Origin of the sequence: Pseudomonas sp. R1-43-08, assembly GCF_003852255.1 — a bacterium.
Classification (GTDB): domain Bacteria; phylum Pseudomonadota; class Gammaproteobacteria; order Pseudomonadales; family Pseudomonadaceae; genus Aquipseudomonas.
Map to the genome: position 1 here is coordinate 486,965 of NZ_CP027734.1, position 17,840 is coordinate 504,804.

At 62.5% G+C, this 17,840-nt stretch carries 12 protein-coding genes; 2 read left to right on the forward strand and 10 right to left on the reverse strand.

The window, feature by feature from the left end; genetic code table 11:
- Positions 1 to 28: 28 nt before the first annotated feature.
- Positions 29 to 766: an ABC transporter substrate-binding protein gene (locus tag C4J87_RS02060; protein WP_124365528.1), complete on the forward strand. Its 738-nt coding sequence runs from the start codon at positions 29 to 31 to the stop codon at positions 764 to 766.
- A gap of 85 nt (positions 767 to 851) precedes the next feature.
- Here C4J87_RS02060 and yccS read toward each other — a convergent pair whose 3' ends face one another.
- From yccS to betI, 10 genes are all read right to left on the reverse strand, one after another.
- Positions 852 to 3,035 (reverse strand): YccS family putative transporter, encoded by a 2,184-nt coding sequence (gene yccS, locus C4J87_RS02065; RefSeq protein ID WP_124365529.1) that lies wholly within the window; start codon positions 3,033 to 3,035, stop codon positions 852 to 854.
- A gap of 159 nt (positions 3,036 to 3,194) precedes the next feature.
- The gene (locus C4J87_RS02070) at positions 3,195 to 4,373 is read right to left on the reverse strand and encodes an NAD(P)/FAD-dependent oxidoreductase (protein WP_124365530.1); all 1,179 of its coding nucleotides are present in this window, start codon (positions 4,371 to 4,373) and stop codon (positions 3,195 to 3,197) included.
- A gap of 158 nt (positions 4,374 to 4,531) precedes the next feature.
- Positions 4,532 to 5,869 carry an ATP-dependent RNA helicase DbpA gene (gene dbpA, locus C4J87_RS02075; protein ID WP_256657486.1) on the reverse strand — a complete coding sequence of 446 codons (1,338 nt, stop codon included), beginning with the start codon at positions 5,867 to 5,869 and terminating at the stop codon, positions 4,532 to 4,534.
- A gap of 130 nt (positions 5,870 to 5,999) precedes the next feature.
- The gene (gene mdtD, locus C4J87_RS02080) at positions 6,000 to 7,427 is read right to left on the reverse strand and encodes a multidrug transporter subunit MdtD (RefSeq protein WP_124365531.1); all 1,428 of its coding nucleotides are present in this window, start codon (positions 7,425 to 7,427) and stop codon (positions 6,000 to 6,002) included.
- A 35-nt stretch (positions 7,428 to 7,462) separates the two neighbouring features.
- The gene (locus C4J87_RS02085) at positions 7,463 to 8,353 is read right to left on the reverse strand and encodes an alpha/beta fold hydrolase (protein ID WP_124365532.1); all 891 of its coding nucleotides are present in this window, start codon (positions 8,351 to 8,353) and stop codon (positions 7,463 to 7,465) included.
- A 182-nt stretch (positions 8,354 to 8,535) separates the two neighbouring features.
- On the reverse strand, positions 8,536 to 9,852 hold the full coding sequence (locus tag C4J87_RS02090) for a TldD/PmbA family protein (RefSeq protein WP_124365533.1): 1,317 nt from the start codon (positions 9,850 to 9,852) through the stop codon (positions 8,536 to 8,538).
- Complete coding sequence (locus C4J87_RS02095; RefSeq protein WP_124365534.1) at positions 9,852 to 11,294, reverse strand: TldD/PmbA family protein; 1,443 nt, start codon at positions 11,292 to 11,294, stop codon at positions 9,852 to 9,854. Before C4J87_RS02095 ends, C4J87_RS02090 begins: the two co-directional genes overlap by 1 nt.
- Before the next feature lie 209 nt (positions 11,295 to 11,503).
- Positions 11,504 to 13,210 carry a choline dehydrogenase gene (gene betA / locus C4J87_RS02100; RefSeq protein ID WP_124365535.1) on the reverse strand — a complete coding sequence of 569 codons (1,707 nt, stop codon included), beginning with the start codon at positions 13,208 to 13,210 and terminating at the stop codon, positions 11,504 to 11,506.
- Between the two features lie 77 nt (positions 13,211 to 13,287).
- Positions 13,288 to 14,760 carry a betaine-aldehyde dehydrogenase gene (gene betB, locus C4J87_RS02105; RefSeq protein WP_124365536.1) on the reverse strand — a complete coding sequence of 491 codons (1,473 nt, stop codon included), beginning with the start codon at positions 14,758 to 14,760 and terminating at the stop codon, positions 13,288 to 13,290.
- Between the two features lie 110 nt (positions 14,761 to 14,870).
- Positions 14,871 to 15,464 carry a transcriptional regulator BetI gene (betI, locus tag C4J87_RS02110; protein ID WP_124360922.1) on the reverse strand — a complete coding sequence of 198 codons (594 nt, stop codon included), beginning with the start codon at positions 15,462 to 15,464 and terminating at the stop codon, positions 14,871 to 14,873.
- Positions 15,465 to 15,854: 390 nt separating this feature from the next.
- On the opposite strand from betI, the gene C4J87_RS02115 reads away from it, so the two are divergent.
- Positions 15,855 to 17,789, forward strand: coding sequence for a BCCT family transporter (locus C4J87_RS02115; RefSeq protein WP_256657488.1), 1,935 nt, complete (start codon positions 15,855 to 15,857; stop codon positions 17,787 to 17,789).
- The last annotated feature ends 51 nt before the right edge of the window (positions 17,790 to 17,840 follow it).

Below are 17,840 nucleotides of genomic sequence, written 5' to 3' on the forward strand. Positions count from 1 at the left end.
CATCGCCTGTCCGCCAAGGATTTTAAGCATGCCGCGATTGTCTCGTGCCGTTGCTTTGATTGCAGTGTTGCTGCTGGCTCAACCGGTGGTGGCGCAGCGTCTGCGTCTGGTGGCGGATGGCTGGCCACCGTTTACCGATGTCACCTTGGTCAACGGCGGGCTGGCCACGGATATCGTCAGCACCGCGCTGGCTCGGGCGGGGTATGCCAGTGATTTTGAGCAGGTGCCTTGGGCGCGCGCGCTGAAGGGTGTAGGCGATGGGCGCTACGACGTGCTGATCAACGCGTGGTACGACGATGCCCGCACGCAGCTGGGGCAGTTTTCCGAGCAATATCTGGTCAACCGTGTGCGTTTTATCAAGCGTCGCGACGACGCTATCGATTATCAGAGCCTGGAACAGTTGCACGACGAAAGCATTGCCGTGGTGCGCGGCTATGCCTATTCGGCGGCATTCGACCAGGATGCGCTGTTACAGAAAGTCCCGGTGCATAACTTTGCCATGGCCGTGCGCATGCTGGCGGCGGGCCGTGTACGGCTGACGCTGGAAGACGAGTACGTGGCGCGTTACTACCTGGCGCGGGAGTCACCGAGGGTGCGCAATGCCGTGGAGTTCCTGGGCAAGCCGCTGAGTGAGAACAGCCTGCATATCCTGGTCAGCCTGAAGAACCCCGAGCATGCGCAGATCGTGGCCGGCTTTGATCGGGAGATTGCCAGGATGAAGGCGGATGGCAGTTATGCCAGGTTGATGAAGGCGCATGGGATGTAGTGTTCTTGAGGGCCTCATCGGGGGCAAGCCCCCTCCCACATTTGACTGCATTCCACTTTGAGAGGGGCTTGCCCCCGATAGCGGCCTAAGCCGCGCGGGTATCCTTGATCAGGTGCGCCGCCAACGTCCGCAACGGCCCCAACTGTCGACAAATCAACGCCAACTGCGTTTGCACCAGCCGCTGGCCTTCGTCGATCTCATCCGGCATCTGCTCAAGCTGCGCCGCCAGTGCTTCCTCCTCATCACTCTGAATCGCAATCGGCTGTTTATTCGCCAGCCCACTGGCGATCTCGTCGATGCTCAACGCCAGGGCGTGCCCGGCACCGTCGATCAACTGCTCCCGCACCTCGGCCGGCAGTTGGGTGTCGCGGTGTGCGCCAAGGCCCGACAAGTAGCTGAGCAGAGTGTGCGACAGCACCAGGAACCTGAAGCCCACATCCGCTTCCTTACGGAAATGCCCCGGTTCCATCAGCATGTTCGCCAGGGTGGTGGACAGCGCCGCATCGGCGTTGTGCGCGTTGCGACGGGCCAGGCGGTAGGCCAGGTCGTCGCTCTTGCCAGCGGCGTACTGCTGCATGATCTGGCGCAGGTAGATGCTGTTACAGGTCAGGGTATTGGCCAGCACTTTGTTCAGGCGCCGGCCTTGCCAGTCCGGCAGGAACAGGAACACCGCCAGGCCCGCGATCAGGCTGCCGAGCAGGGTATCGAACAGGCGTGGCAGGAACAGTCCGTAGCCATCGCCCACCTGGTTGAAGCAGAACAGCACCATCAGGGTGATCGCTGCCGTGGCCAGGGTGTAGCGCGTGGTGCGGTTGATAAAGAACACCAGGCCGGCAGCGATGGCGAACATCGATTGCACCACCGGGCTGGGGAACAGGTCGAACAGCGCCCAGGCCACCGTGAGGCCGATGGCGGTGCCGATGATCCGCTGGCCCAGCTTGCGTCGCGTCGCGCCGTAGTTCGGTTGGCAAACAAATAGCGTGGTGAGGATGATCCAGTAGCCCTGGGATGCGTGGATGGCATGCAGCGTGGCGTAGCCGACGGTGAGTGCCAGGGACAGGCGCAGGGCGTGGCGAAACAGCAGCGAGGTCGGCGTGAGCTGGGTGCGCAGGCGCGTCCACATTTCCTTGAGGTTGCGCGGGGCGCGGTCCAACAGGTTGCTGTCGGTGGCGTCGGCCAGGGCGTCGGGGTTGCTCGCGTCGCCGAGCAGGCGGTCGAGGGTGGACAGGTTGGCGGCCAGGGCGCGCAACGAGCGCAGCAAGCCGCGCCAGGCCGGGTTGCTCTGGATGCGCAGGTGTTCCAGGGAGGCGTTCAAATCGCCCAGGGCTTCGGCGAAGCTGTCGTCATAGATGAACGGCTGGCGCAGCTGGATCGACTCGGCCAGGGCCTGGCACGCCTTGCCTTGCTGGCGCAGCAGGCGTTGGCAGCGGAACAGCACGTCGCTGTGGAAGAAGGCTTCGGCCAGGGCGTTATACGGGTAATGGGACGAACTGGCGCGCTCGTGGATGTCTTGCGCCAGGAAGTACAGCTTCAGGTAACGGCTGACCTTCGAGCCTGGGCGACCATTGCCGACGCGGTGCAGGATGATTTCCTTGGCGGCGTTCAAGGCGGCGACGACCCGGCCATTCTGCTGGGCCAATTCCAGACGCCGCGCCTCTACGTCCAGCTGGCGGATCGGTTCGAACAGCGACGACTTGAGCTTGAGGTAGCGCCCCAGCTCGCGGAACAACCGCGCCAGGCTCTGCTGCACCGGCTGGTTGGAAAACAGCGCCTGCCACAGCACCGACAGCACGCCGTACCAGGCCGCACCCGCCACCAGCAGCAAGGGCTCGTGCCAGAAATCACTGACGGCACCGCCGCGCTGGTCCACGCCGATCATGGTATAGACCGACAGAATCAATGTGGCCGAGGCAATCGCGCCATAGCGTTCGCCGAGCGCGCCGAGCATGGTCAGGCCGAACGTGGCCAGGGCCAGGGAGGCCGCGAAAAGCCAGGGGTAAGGGAACAGCAGTTCCACCGACAGCGCCGCGATGCTGAAGCACACCAGCGTCACCGCCAGGGCGTTGAGGCGGCCTTGCCAACTGTCATCGGTCTCGGCCAGGGCGCTGGCGATAATCCCCAGGAACAGCGGGATCAACAGCGTCATTTCATCCTGATACCAGCACAGCGCCATGCTGCCGGTCAGGGCGATGAATACCCGAATGCTGTAGCTGAATTTATCCAGTGCCCACAGGCGCCGCAGGGACTGCTTGAACGAGGTCGATGACATGAAGTCGGGAGTCTTCCGGGACGATGCCGCTAAATTGAGCTATCAAGGACGCCACGGCAAGGGTGGTGATCACATCCACCCGCAAAATATTTCCCTGGCTCACCACAGACCAAATGTGGGAGGGGGCTTGCCCCCTCCCACATTTTTAACTGTGTTGAGTCAGACGTACTGCGCAGCCGCATAGCCTGACGCCCAGGCCCACTGGAAGTTGAACCCGCCCAAGTGGCCGGTTACATCCAGCACTTCACCGATAAAGTACAGCCCTGGGCTTTTCAGCGACTCCATGGTCTTGGATGACACTTCCCGCGTATCCACCCCGCCCAATGTCACCTCGGCGGTGCGATAGCCCTCCGTGCCCGCCGGTACCAACTGCCAGCTGCCGAGCATCGAAGCGATATCGGCGATTTCGGCGTGGGTGTACTGCTTCATCGGCTTGGACGCGAACCAGGTCTCCGCCAGCAGATTGGCCATCTTCTTGGTGAAAATCTCGCCCAGCAGGGTTTTCAGCTCGCTGTTGGGGCGCTCGGCCTGTTGCTGTTGCAGCCAGGCGTGGGCGTCGTGGTCGGGCAGCAGGTTGATTTCCACGGTGTCGCCGGATTCCCAGTAGGAAGAAATCTGCAGGATCGCCGGCCCGCTCAGGCCGCGATGGGTGAACAGGATGTTCTCGCGAAAACTCTGGCCGTTGCAGCTGACCAGGCAGTCCACCGAGGTGCCCGACAGCTCGCCGCACAAGTCCTTGAGCTGATCGGTGATGGTGAACGGCACCAGTCCCGCGCGGGTCGGCAGCAGCTCATGGCCAAATTGCCTGGCCACTTGATAACCGAAACCGGTGGCGCCGAGGGTCGGGATCGACAGGCCGCCCGTGGCGATCACCAAGGACTCGCAGCGCAGTTCGCCCAGGGTGGTCTGCAACTGGTAGCCGTGGTCGACCTTGGCGATGGCTTCAATCGAGGTGTCCAGGTGCAGGCTCACGCCGGTCTGGATGCATTCGTCGAGCAGCATGCCGAGGATGTCGCTGGACTTGTTGTCGCAGAACAGCTGGCCGAGTTTCTTTTCGTGGTACGGCACGCCGTGCTTGGCCACCAGCCCGATGAAATCCCACTGGGTATAGCGCGCCAGTGCCGACTTGCAGAAGTGCGCGTTGTGCGAGAGGAAGTTGGCCGGCTCGGTGTACAGGTTGGTGAAATTGCAGCGGCCACCGCCGGACATCAGGATCTTTTTGCCGGCCTTGTTCGCATGGTCGATCAGCATCACCTTGCGCCCCCGCCCCGCGGCGGTCAGCGCGCACATCAAGCCTGCGGCGCCGGCGCCAATGATCACAACTTCGGTCGAGCGCACAGCAATGTCCTCATACAAATTCTGAATTGGAATACAGTCAAATGTGGGAGGGGCTTGCTCCCGATGGCGGTGTATCAGTAACAGATGTACTGACTGACACACCGTAATCGGGAGCAAGCCCCCTCCCACATTGGATCTTCATTAGGCAGGAGATCGAGTTACAGAATCCGCACGCGCAACGAACGGCCTTTGATCTTGCCGTCGTTCAAACGCTGCAGCGCCTGCTTGGCGACCCCGCGTTCCACGGCGACGAAGGCCTGGAAGTCAAAGATCGCGATCTTGCCGACCTGGGCCCCCGGAATGCCGGCATCGCCGGTCAGTGCGCCAAGGATGTCGCCTGGGCGAACCTTGTCTTTACGCCCGGCGGCGATGCACAGGGTGCTCATCTGCGGCAGCAGCGGGCCGCCGCTCTGCGGCTTGAGGTTGTCCAGCTGGTCCCAGTTCAAGGGCGACTTTTGCAACTGCTCGATGGCTTGGGCACGGTGCGCTTCGGACGGCGCCACCAGGCTGATGGCGATGCCGGTCTCACCCGCGCGACCGGTACGGCCGACACGGTGAATATGGATTTCCGAGTCGCGGGCCAGTTCGACGTTGATCACCATGTCCAGTGCGTCGATGTCCAGGCCACGGGCGGCCACGTCGGTGGCGACCAGTACCGAGGTGCTGCGGTTGGCAAACATGGCCAGCACCTGGTCACGGTCACGCTGCTCCAGGTCGCCATGCAGGCCAACGGCGGAAATGCCCTTGGCGGTCAGGTGATCCACGGTTTCCTGCACTTGCTGCTTGGTAAAGCAGAACGCCACGCACGAAGCCGGGCGGAAATGCGCCAGCACCTTGGTCACGGCGTCCATGCGCTCTTCCGGCGAGATCTCGTAGAAACGCTGCTCGATCTGGTCGTCGGAGTGGAAGGCTTCGGCTTTCACCTGTTGAGGGGCGCGCATGAACTTGGAGGCCAGCTGCTTGATGCTCACCGGGTAGGTGGCTGAGAACAGCAGAGTCTGGCGGCGCGGCGGGGTCTTGCTGATGATGTCTTCGATGGCGTCGTAGAAACCCATGTCGAGCATGCGGTCGGCTTCATCGAGGATCAGCGTGTTCAAACCGTCCAGTACCAGCGAACCTTTGCGCAAGTGCTGCTGGATACGCCCCGGGGTGCCGACGATCACGTGGGCACCGTGCTCAAGGGAGGCGATCTGTGGGCCGAGGGACACGCCACCGCACAGGGTCAGCACCTTGATGTTGTCTTCGGCGCGGGCCAGGCGACGGATTTCCTTGGCAACCTGGTCGGCCAGCTCGCGCGTCGGGCACATCACCAGGGCCTGGCAACCGAAGTAGCGCGGGTTGATCGGGTTCAGCAGGCCTATACCGAACGCGGCGGTCTTGCCGCTGCCGGTCTTGGCCTGGGCGATCAGGTCCAGCCCCTTGAGGATCACCGGCAAGCTCTGCGCCTGGATCTGCGTCATCTCGACATAACCCAGCGAGTCGAGGTTAGCCAGCATGGCGGCGGACAGGGGCAAAGTATTAAAAGCGGTGGCGATGGTGGTCACGGGACTGGCTCTGCAAAACAAAATGTCGCGCAGTGTACCAGTCTCGTGGGAATTTCCCCGCAAGTTCTAGACGAGCCGCCGTTCAATGCTCCAGGTCGTGCTCGCGGCTGACCACGCGTTTGCCGTCTTTTGGCGACAATTGCAGGAAGATCGCCGCCGCCAGCATGGCCATGATGCCCACCGTGAGGAACGTCAACTGGAACGCGCCCAGTACCGTGTTCACCCCATCGTTGCCGGTCTCCAAGGTAAAACCGCCGAGCAGCGCACCGGCACAGGCCACGCCCAGGCTCAGGGACAGTTGCGCCACCACCGACAGCAAACTGTTGCCGCTGCTGGCCTGGGCGTCGTCGAGGTCGATCAGCGTCACGGTGTTCATCGCGGTGAATTGCAGGGAGTTGATCGCGCCCAGCACCGCGAGCATGCCCAGCAGCACGGGATAGGGCGTCTGCTCGCTGACCAGGCCCATGCTCGCCAGCATCGCGCCCAGGGCCAGGGTATTGCCGGTGAGCACCACGCGATAACCCAGGCGCTCGATCAGCGGTCGGGCGATGGACTTGGCAAACATCGCCGCCGCCGCGAGCGGCAGCATGCTCATGCCGGCTTCCGACGGCGAATAACCCAGCGCCACCTGCAGCAGCAAGGGCACCAGAAACGGCAGGGCGCCGCTGCCCAGGCGTGCGAACAGGTTGCCGAGGATGCCCACGGCAAAGGTGCGGGTCTTGAACAGCACCGGGGAGAACAGCGGATTATCGACATGCCCGGCGCGCAGCCAATATGCCGCCAGGCACGCCAGGCCACCGAACAGCAGCAACATCACCCGCAGGTGCGGCAAGTGCAGTTCGCCCAGGCCTTCCATGGCGATGGTGATCAGCACCATCGCCGCGCCGAACAGCACAAAACCCAGGCCATCGAAGCGCGTGCGCTCGCTGCCGCGCAGGTCGGGAATGAATTTCCACACGGCATAGCAGCCGATCATGCCCACCGGCAGGTTGAGCAGGAAGATCCAGTGCCAGGTCAGGTATTGCACCATCCAGCCGCCCAGGGTCGGGCCGAGCAACGGGCCGAGCAGGCCGGGGATCGTGATGAAACCCATGATCCGCACCAGCTCGGAACGGGGATAGGCGCGCAGTACCACCAGGCGCCCGACCGGCAGCATCAGCGCCCCGCCCAAACCCTGGATCACCCGCGCACCCACCAGCATGCTCAAGCTGCTGGACAGCGCGCACAGCAATGATCCGATGCTGAATAGCAAAATGGCGCCGAAGAAGATTTTCTTGGTACCGAAGCGATCGGCGATCCAGCCGGATGCCGGAATCAGCAAGGCGACGGTGAGCATGTAGGCAATGACTACGCCCTGCATGCGCAGCGGGTTTTCCGCCAGGTCCCGGGCCATGGCCGGCAATGCCGTGTTGAGGATCGTCCCGTCCAGCGACTGCATGAAGAAGGCAATCGCTACCACCCAGGGGAGCCAGCGGGCGGTCTTGGCGTCGAGAGGGGCACGATTCGGCATGGGATCCCTTTTGTTAGCAGGCTATGTGTCGGCGATTATGCGCCATCCGTCGCTGCTTTTCCCACTGGCGGTTCGTCTAAGTCCGACAAGGCCGCGTGTTCGCCGACCAAAAAATCCAGCAAGGCGCGGTGCACCGCCAGCGCTGCCTCGCGGGATTCCAGGTCGAGCAAATGGCCAGTATGTTCGGCCACGGCGAAACTGCTGCGCCTCACGTAACTGCCGAACAGTTGTGCATCGGCGGCGGGGGTGTATTCGTCCAGCGTACCGTTGAGAAAGTGCACCGGCGTTTCAATCTGCCTGAGCGCCGGCAGGTAGTTGCCATCGCCCAATGCCAGCACCTGATGAATATGAAAGCGTGCCTGGCGATACTCGGTGGTGGCCATGTTCGCCAGATGGCGGTGGTTGTTGCGCTTGAGGCGGGGCGACAAGTATTTCCCGACCGTCTCGTTGAGCAGATGGCCGACGGCGGATTTGTCATCGGCCTCGATCAACACGCGTACGCGCTCTACGTACTCGAGCATCGCCTGGTTGAGGTTGGGCGCCAGGGCCATCACCACCGAGCTTTCGATGGAGGGCGGGTTATGGGCCAGGGTCAGCAGCGTGGAGATGCCACCCCATGAGGCCGAGACCAGATGGTTGACCGCAAAGCGCTGCACCAGCGCCCGCAGGATCTGCACTTCGTCATCCTTGGTGACCAGGTCGAGGTCGGTATTGTGCTCGCGGGAATAGCCGGAGAAGGGCAGGTCGAACAGCAGCACATTGAAATGCTCGGCCAGGCATTTACTGGTGCGGGCAAAGGAGCGCGTGGTGGACAGGGCGCCATTGACCATCAGCACGGTTTTTCTGTGTGGGTCGTTGCCCAGTTGCTCTACGTGGACGTTGTAGTGCTTGTACAGCTTGTCTATGACAAAACTTGCCTGGGTCATCGCAACACTCCCTGTCGTGTGGCGGTATGCCATTAGCTTTTATAACGAGGTTTATTGCGGGCGACAACAGGCTGCCCGGAGTATGGGATTGAACGGTAGGAAGGGGCTCAGCGAAGTGTCCGAAATCAACACAGGACAATGTGGGAGGGGGCTTGCCCCCTCCCACAGGGGATTTTCTTGGATTACAAGGTCAGTGTCAGGCGCTTGACCAAGGCGCCTGGCAGGAGGTTGGACGCGGTGTTGCGCTGGCCATACGTACTGGCCGACAGCAGCAGTTCCCGGTCAGCGGTCAGCGCTTCCAACTGCGAACCCAGCAGGCTGAACACGCTGTCGTCAAAGCGCATGGTGCTGACCGGCGCCTTGATCTCGCCGTCTTCCACCCAGAACGTGGCGAAGCGGGTCATGCCGGTCAGGCGCGCCGCTGGCAGGTCGGAGTAGTTCAGGTACCACAGGTTGCTGATGTACAACCCGGTGCCCAACTGCTTGAGGATATCGGCCTGGGCCAGGTTACCGGCGGCCATTTGCAAGGCGCTGGGGGATTCGTCGCTGCTGGCGCCATTGGCGCTCAGGCCATACTCGGCGGCGCTGCGCGAGTTGACCAATTGGCCGTCGGCCTGGCCGGCATGGATCAACGTGACGTCACTGCGCGGGTAGCCTTCGGTGGAAAATGCCTGGCTCAGTGAACCGCTGATCTGCTCGGTCACCGTTACCAGCGGGCTCAGGTGTTGTTCCCCGGCATACAGGCGTTGCAGCGAACTGCCCTTGCTGGCGATGGCCTGGGCGGAAAAACCGCCCCAGGTCACGATGCTGATGATTTCTTCGAGTGCCGCTGGAGCGAGGTAGGCGCGGTATTGTCCCGGTGCCAGCGGGTGCAACGGTCGGCCGAGGAACTCAAGCTGGTCGCGGGCCTGCTGGACGCGCCGGGCGAACTCGGCACTGTCCCAGGTGTGCCCGGCATAGCTGGCCTTGACCGCTTCGCCATTGGCATGGAACAGGCTGAAGTCGAAGTTGAAGCTGTTGGCCTGGTGCCAGCCGAACGCGCCGTCGGAGCTGGCAAAGCCACGGCTGATCGGGCCGGCGGCATAGAAGCCGACCAGGTCCACGCCTTCGGCGGCCTGGCTGATGTCTTGCAGCACCTGGGTCAGTTCCGGCAAGGGTCGCAGTTGTTCGTTGTGGCTTTGCCAGGCGTTGTGGTTCAGCAGCAGGTAGGGGTCTGGCGGCAGCAACGGCAAGGTTTCGCGCAACTGTTGCAGGCCTGTGGCGAGGCGTTGGCGGTCCAGCTGAGGATCACCCGCCAGGGTGATGCCGAGGTCGGCATGGCGACCGGCGTTGATCAGCTTGAGGTTGAGGCTGGCCTGTTGCACCTGGCCGGCCTGGCGTACCTGGGCGTGGTTGAAACGCACGAACTCGGACGCTTCAGCAGCATAGCCGAGGTGAAACTGTTCCTGCTCGGTGATGGCCTGTTTGAGCCAGTCCACCAGTGCCTTGAAGTCGTTCATCAGGCATCTCCCCCAAATACGTCGACGTTACTGAACACACACGCCGGCGAAGCATGGCCGACGCGGATCACCTGGTTGGGTTCGCCTTTGCCGCAGTTCGGTGTGCCCAGCACCTTGAAGGTACTGGCATCGCCGACCGCGCTGAGCTTGCGCCAGAACTGCGCGGAAATGGCGCGGTAGTTGGGGTTCTTGACCACGCCCTTGAGCTCGCCGTTTTCGATCAGTTGGCCCCATTCGCAGCCGAACTGGAATTTGTTGCGCGCGTCGTCGATGGACCAGGAGCGATTGGTCGACATCAGGATGCCGTGTTCGATACCGCCAATCAGTTGGGCCAGGCTCTGGTCACCCGCCTCGATATTGAGGTTGGCCATGCGGTCGATCGGCGGGCGGTTCCAACTGCTGGCACGGCTGTTGGCTACACCGCCCAGCCCCGCGCGAAATTGCGACAGCGCGCCGCCCAGAGGTTTGAGCAGCAGCCCTTCGCGAATCAGGAACTGCTTGCTGGCGCGGCTGCCGTCATCGTCATGGCTGTAGCTGGCGAGCTGTTCGGGGATGTCCGGGTCGAACGTCACGTTGAGCAGGTTGGAGCCGTATTGCAGATGGCCGAAGTCGCTGGCCTTCACAAAGCTGGTACCGGCGTAGTTGCGCTCGTCGCCCAGAATGCGGTCCAGCTCCAGCGGGTGGCCGATGGACTCGTGGATCTGCAGGATCATCTGGTCGGGCATCAGCAGCAGGTCACGCGGACCCTGGGGCGTGTTCGGTGCCAGCAGCAGTTGCAGGGCCTCGTCGGCCACGCGTGGCGCGGCGCCGATCAGGCCGAAGCGGCTGATCACGTCAAGCCCGCCTTGCTGGCCAAAGTTGCTGCCGCCAAGGGTGCGGGTCTGGCTGTCGTTGCCATCGAAGGCGGTGACGTTGACGCCGGGAAACACAAAGCGCTGGGCCTGACGCAATTGTGCGCCAGCGGTATTGAGGTAGATCTGTTCGACCGTGGTCTGGCCGAGGCTGACGTCCCAGCTCACCAGGCGCTCATCCCTGGGCACGGCGGCCGACTCATCGCCGAGCAGTTGGTAGCAGTCGCTCAGGGACGGGAAGGGCTGGTCGAAGTCGGGAGACAGGTAGTCGGCAACGTCACTCGACACCGCTTGCTCGCGCAGGTCGAGCAGCGCGTGGGGCTTGATCCGCCGGGCCTGCTGTTCGGCACGTTCGAGGGCGGCTTGCAGGCCGGCCAGGGACAGATCATTGGTCGCGGCGTAAGCTTCGACGCCGTTGAGGCGCACGGTGAGCATGGCGCCTTCGTCATGGCTCAGGTGTGGCGGCTCGGCGACGTTCTTGCGCACCGACAGGTACCGGCCGGATTCGCGCACATAGCGCAGGGAGAAGAATTGGGCGGTGGTGCGCAGGGCACTGAAGTGTTGTTTGAGCGTGGCGTGGTGTTCGAACATGGGGCCTTCCTTGTGGGCAGCTCAGCGCGGGGCAGGCCAACAGAGTAGGCCGGGGCTGGGGGGCTGATCAAGGAGGGGGAGGTGATCGTTCCCACGCTCCGCGTGGAAATGCATCCTGTGACGCTCCGCGTCACGACCTCAAGAGCAGACGCAGAGCGTCCAGGGCGGCATTCCCACGCGGAGCGTGGGAACGATCGGTTGGCGGTGTATCAGTTATTGCGCAGCGGCCCCACTTCACGCAGCGGCTTGCCACGCACTGGCGCATCGCCTGCCACGTAGTAGTCGGCGGTGCTGCGCGGTAGCGGCTGGCGGCCACGGATCTTGTCGGCGATTTTCTCGGCGATCATGATCGTCGGAGCGTTCAGGTTGCCGGTGGTGATGATCGGCATGATCGACGCATCCACCACACGCAGGCCCTGCATGCCATGCACGCGACCCTCGCCATCGACCACCGCCATCTCGTCGGTGCCCATCTTGCACGAGCAGGACGGGTGGAACGCGGTCTCGGCGTGCTCGCGGATGAACTGGTCGAGCTGTTCATCGGTTTGCACCTCGATACCCGGGCTGATTTCGCGGCCACGGTATGGGTCCAGCGCCGGCTGCTGCATGATTTCACGGGTCAGGCGGATGCCGTCGCGAAATTCCTGCCAGTCCTGCTCGGTGGCCATGTAGTTGAAGAGGATGCTCGGGTAGTCCCGTGGGTTCTTCGACTTCAACTGCACACGGCCACGGCTCGGCGAACGCATGGAGCCCATGTGTGCCTGGAAACCGTGTTCTTTCACCCCGTTGCTGCCGTTGTAGTTAATCGCCACCGGCAGGAAGTGGTACTGGATGTTCGGCCATTCGAATTCCGGACGCGAACGGATAAAACCGCCGGCTTCGAACTGGTTACTGGCGCCAATACCCGTGCCGTTGAACAGCCACTCGGCACCGATGGCCGGCTGGTTGTACCAAAGCAGCGAAGGGTACAGCGACACCGGCTGAGTGCACGCATATTGCAGGTACAGCTCAAGGTGGTCCTGCAGGTTTTCGCCGACGCCTGGCAGGTCGTGGACCACCGGGATGTCGAGGCTTTCCAGCAGTTTGGCCGGGCCGACGCCAGAGCGTTGCAGCAGCTGCGGCGAAGCGATCGCGCCGCTGCAGACCAGCACTTCTTTACGCGCACGGGCTTCGACACGCTCTTCAGCGGCGCCGATCAGGTAACGCACGCCGACCGCACGCTTGCCTTCGAACAACACTTTGTCGGTGAGGGCGTGGGTAACGATGGTCAGGGTCGAACGCTTCTTGGCGACGTCCAGGTAACCGCGTGCGGTGCTGGCGCGACGGCCGTTCGGCGTGACGGTGCGGTCCATCGGGCCGAAGCCTTCTTGCTGGTAACCGTTCAAGTCTTCGGTACGCGGGTAACCGGCCTGCACGCCGGCTTCAACCATGGCGTGGAACAGCGGGTTGTTGCCGGCTTTGGGCGTGGTCACGCTGACCGGGCCCTCGCCACCGTGGTAGTCGTTGGGGCCGATGTCGCGGGTTTCGGCTTTGCGGAAATACGGCAGGCAGTCCAGGTAGGTCCAGTCTTCCAGGCCCGGCAATTTCGCCCAGTTGTCGTAGTCCATGGCGTTGCCGCGGATGTAGCACATGCCGTTGATCAGGGAAGAGCCACCCAGGCCCTTGCCGCGACCGCATTCCATCCGGCGACCGTCCATGTGTGGCTCTGGGTCGGTCTCGTAGGCCCAGTTGTAGCGACGGCCTTGCAGCGGGAACGCCAGGGCGGCGGGCATCTGGGTACGGAAGTCGAGGCGGTAGTCCGGGCCACCGGCTTCCAGCAACAGGACGGTGACGCCTTCGTCTTCGGTCAGACGGGTCGCCAGGGTGTTACCGGCAGAGCCGGCACCCACAATGATGTAGTCGTATTCTTGGGACATTGAATGCACCCTCTTGATGTGTGGTCAGGTCGGGCCTCATCGGGGGCAAGCCTCAAAGGCAATACAAATCCCGGGTGTTAAAACACCGAGGCGTAATCGCCCAGCTCAACCTGTACCGATTTGATGCGGGTGAAGTTATTCAGCGAGCTGATCCCGTTTTCACGGCCCACACCGGATTGCTTGTAGCCACCGACCGGCATCTTCGCGTCGGATTCGCCCCAGGCGTTGATCCAGCAGATACCCGCTTCCAGCTGGTGAATCACGCGGTGCGCGCGGTTCAGGTCTTTAGTGACCAGGCCCGCAGCCAAACCGAAGTCGGTGTCGTTGGCGCGGCGGATCACTTCTTCTTCGGTTTCATAGGTGAGGATGCTCATCACCGGGCCGAAGATCTCTTCACGCACGATGGTCATGTCATCGGTGCAGTCGGTGAACACAGTCGGTGCGACGAAGGCGCCCTTGGCCAAGGCGCCGTCGGTCAGGCGGTCGCCGCCGCACAGCAGGCGTGCGCCTTGCTCTTTGCCTTTGGCGATGTAGCCCAGCACGCTCTCCATGTGCGCGAAGCTGACCAGTGGGCCGAAGTTGGTGTTGTCATCTTGCGGGTCGCCCACACGGATGCGCGCAATACGTTCAAGAATCTTGGCTTCGAACGCCGCTTGCAGGTGCTTGGGCACGAACACACGGGTGCCGTTGGTGCAGACCTGGCCGGAGCTGTAGAAGTTGGCCATCATCGCGATGTCGGCCGCACGGTCGAGGTCGGCGTCTTCGAACACGATCAGCGGCGACTTGCCGCCCAGTTCCATGGTCACTTCCTTGAGCGACGAGCTCGACGCGCTGGCCATGACTTTCTTGCCGGTGTCGGTGCCGCCGGTGAACGAGACTTTCTCGATGCGTGGGTGTTCGGTCAGCCAGGTGCCGACTTCACGGCCGCTGCCGGTCAGTACGTTGAATACGCCGGCTGGAACGCCCGCCTCGGTGTAGATCTCGGCCAGTTTCAGGGTGGTCAGCGAGGTGACTTCGCTTGGCTTGAAGATCATCGCGTTGCCAGCGGCCAGGGCCGGTGCGGATTTCCACAGGGCAATCTGGATCGGGTAGTTCCACGCGCCGATACCAGCAACCACGCCCAGCGGCTCGCGGCGGGTGTAGACGAAGGACGTGTCGCGCAGCGGAATCTGCTCGCCTTCGATGGCCGGCACCAGGCCCGCGTAGTACTCCAGCACGTCGGCGCCGGTGACGATGTCGACGTACTTGGTTTCGGAGAAGGCTTTGCCGGTGTCCAGGGTTTCCAGGGCGGCCAGCTCATCGTTGCGCTCGCGCAGGATGTCGACGGCGCGACGCAGGATGCGCGAACGCTCCATGGCGGTCATGGCGGCCCAGATCTTCTGGCCTTTTTCAGCGCTGACCACGGCACGCTCGACGTCTTCCTTGGTGGCGCGTTGCACTTGGGCGAGAACTTCACCGTTAGCCGGGTTGATGGCTTCGAAGGTGGCATCGCTGCCAGCGTCGCTGTAGCCGCCGTCAATGTAGAGTTTTTGCAGGTCGAAACGGGCCATAAAGTCCTCGCAAGTGCATAAGTGGTTGGCGTTACCCGTCGAACAGTGGGCCATGGGGATGTGGCAATACTGCGCGGCGGACGTTCAGGGGTTGAGCGTTTATAAGGGCTCTAACTCACCTGCTTGGCCAATTGGAAATCCATGTAGTCGTAAGCGATCCGTTGCGCCTGCTCCGTGTCGAAAGCGTCTCCCGACAAGGCGCCGCGCAACCACAAACCGTCGATCAGGGCCGCCAGGCCTCGAGCTGCGCTGCGTGCCTCGGGTAACGGCATCGCACGGCGGAACTGGCAGCACAGGTTGGAATACAGGCGGTGATCGTTGATCCGCTGCAACCTGTGCAAAGACGGGTGATGCATGCTGGTCGCCCAGAAGGCCAACCAGGTTTTCATTGCCGGGCCGTTGACCTGGCTGGCGTCGAAGTTGCCTTCGATGATCACCCGCAGATGCGCCCTTGGGCTGTCATCGTTCAGGGCACGCCGGCGTTCCTGGACGTTCTCGATCAGCGCGTTCATCAGGTAACGCATCGTCGCTGCGATCAGGCCGTTCTTGTCCTGAAAATAGTGACTGATGATGCCATTCGAGACACCCGCCAGGCGGGCGATCAGCGCAATGCTGGCATCTCCCATCCCAACCTGATCGATGGCCGTCAAGGTGGCTTCGATCAACTGCTGGCGGCGTATGGGTTGCATACCGACCTTGGGCATGTAGCACCTCTCCTTTGGCCTGCCGACAGGCGATCCACGTCCATCGGCTTGAAGGCCAGTCTATTTTGTTTTGATTGAACGTTCAATCAACAAAGAATAAGCTCTGCGACAAATGGTCGCTGCCTACAGATATTTCCTACCTGGGAGCCGCGCCCTCTGACACCTGCGAAAACCCCTGAAACAGGCCGTATCAGGGCCTGGCTACCGCTTCGGCGGGGTTGGGGATTTTCGGGGTGTCTTTATAACACCCGTCCGTCGACTGCCGAAAAATCGATGTCCCGGGATAACCGTTGCCTTGTGTTTCTCTCTCGCACTGCCCGGAGCATCTGCGCCATGAGTTCTGCCTCTCTTATAAAGACCCCGCCGGAAAAGGTCCGGGTCAACGGTTGGGTGTTCTACACCTCCACCGCGCTGATTCTGTTGTTGACCGCCATTCTGATCATCGCCCCGCAGGAGGCCGGGCGCATGCTCGGCGTCGCCCAGGCCTGGCTGTCGAAAAGCTTCGGCTGGTACTACATGGTGGTCATCGCCGCCTACCTGGTGTTCGTGGTCGGCCTGGCGTTTTCGTCCTACGGCAAGTTGAAACTGGGCAGCAAGGACGACACCCCGGACTTCAGCTACGGCGCCTGGGCCGGCATGCTGTTTTCGTCGGGCATCGGCATCTCGCTGCTGTACTTCGGCGCCTCCGAGCCCCTGGACCACTACTTCAACCCGCCCGAAGGCACGGCCGCCAGCAATGGCGCGGCACGTCAGGCGCTGCAACTGACCTTCCTGCACTGGGGCCTGCATGGCTGGGCGATCTATGCGCTGGTCGGCCTGGCCGTGGCGTACTTCGCGTACCGCCACAACCAGCCGCTGGCCCTGCGTTCGGCGCTGTACCCGCTGGTGGGCGAGCGTTGGGTGAAGGGCGCGGCCGGCCATGCGGTGGACGGTTTCGGCATGTTCGTGACCCTGCTCGGCCTGGTGACCAACCTGGGGATCGGTTCGATGCAGGTGTCGTCCGGGTTGGAAAACCTGTTCGGCATGGCGCACAGCAACACCAACCTGCTGATCGTGATCATTGTGATGAGCACGGTGGCGACCATCGCTGCGGTGTCGGGTGTGGAGAATGGCATTCGCCGCCTGTCCAACCTCAACATCGTGTTGTTCAGCGGTTTGCTGATCTTCGTGCTGCTGTTCGGCCCCACCCTGCACCTGCTCAACGGCCTGGTGCAAAACACCGGTGACTACCTCAACGGCATCATTCTGAAAACCTTCGACCTCTATGTGTACGAAGGCGACGCCGACAAGACCGAGCGCTGGATGGGCCTGTGGACCCTGTTCTACTGGGCCTGGTGGATTTCCTGGGCGCCATTCGTGGGCATGTTCATTGCGCGCATTTCCCGTGGCCGCACCGTGCGCGAACTGGTCGCCGGCGTGCTGCTGATCCCGCTGGGCTTCACCCTGGCGTGGTTGTCGATCTTCGGTAATTCGGCGTTGGACTTGGTGCTGAACCATGGCGCGGTGGAGCTGGGCAAGACTGCGCTGGAACAGCCGTCCATGGCCATCTACCAGCTGCTTGAGCATTACCCGGCGTCGAAAATCGTCATTGGCGTGTCGATCTTCGTGGGCTTCGTGCTGTTCTTGACGCCTGCGGATTCCGGCGCGGTGATGATGGCCAACCTGTCGTGCAAAGGCGGCAACGTGGATGAAGATGCGCCGCACTGGCTGCGGATCTTCTGGTCGGCGGTGATCACCCTGGTGACCATCGGCCTGCTGTTCGCCGGCAACTTCGAAGCCATGCAGACCATGGTGGTGCTGGCGGGGTTGCCGTTCTCGGTGGTGCTGATTCTGTTCATGTTCGGTTTGCACAAGGCCATGCGCCAGGATGTGGCCATCGAACAAGAGCAGGCGCAGTTGGCTGAACGCGGGCGCCGGGGGTTCAGCGAGCGCCTGACCGCGCTCGACCTGCAACCGAGCCAGGGCACCGTGCAACGCTTTATGGACAAGCACGTCACGCCGGCATTGGAAGAAGCCGCCACAGCGTTGCGCGAGCAGGGATTGGAAGTGCAGACCTTGCTGGGCAAATCCAAACGCTGCATCGGTGTGCGGATCGAGATGGAAGAGGGCAACCCGTTCGTCTACGAAGTCAGCCTGGATGCTTATTCCTCGGCGCCCACTGACCTGCCCGAAGAAGAACGCACCCGCTACTACCGCGCCGAGGTGTACCTGCACAACGGGCCGCAGGAATACGACCTGATGGGCTTCACCCAGGAGCAGATCACCCGTGACGTGCTCGATCAGTTCGAAAGCCATCGCCAGCTCCTTGGCCGGGTCTATAGCTGAAGCCAGGCAATGCGCTAAATGTGGGAGGGGGCTTGCTCCCGATTGCGGTGT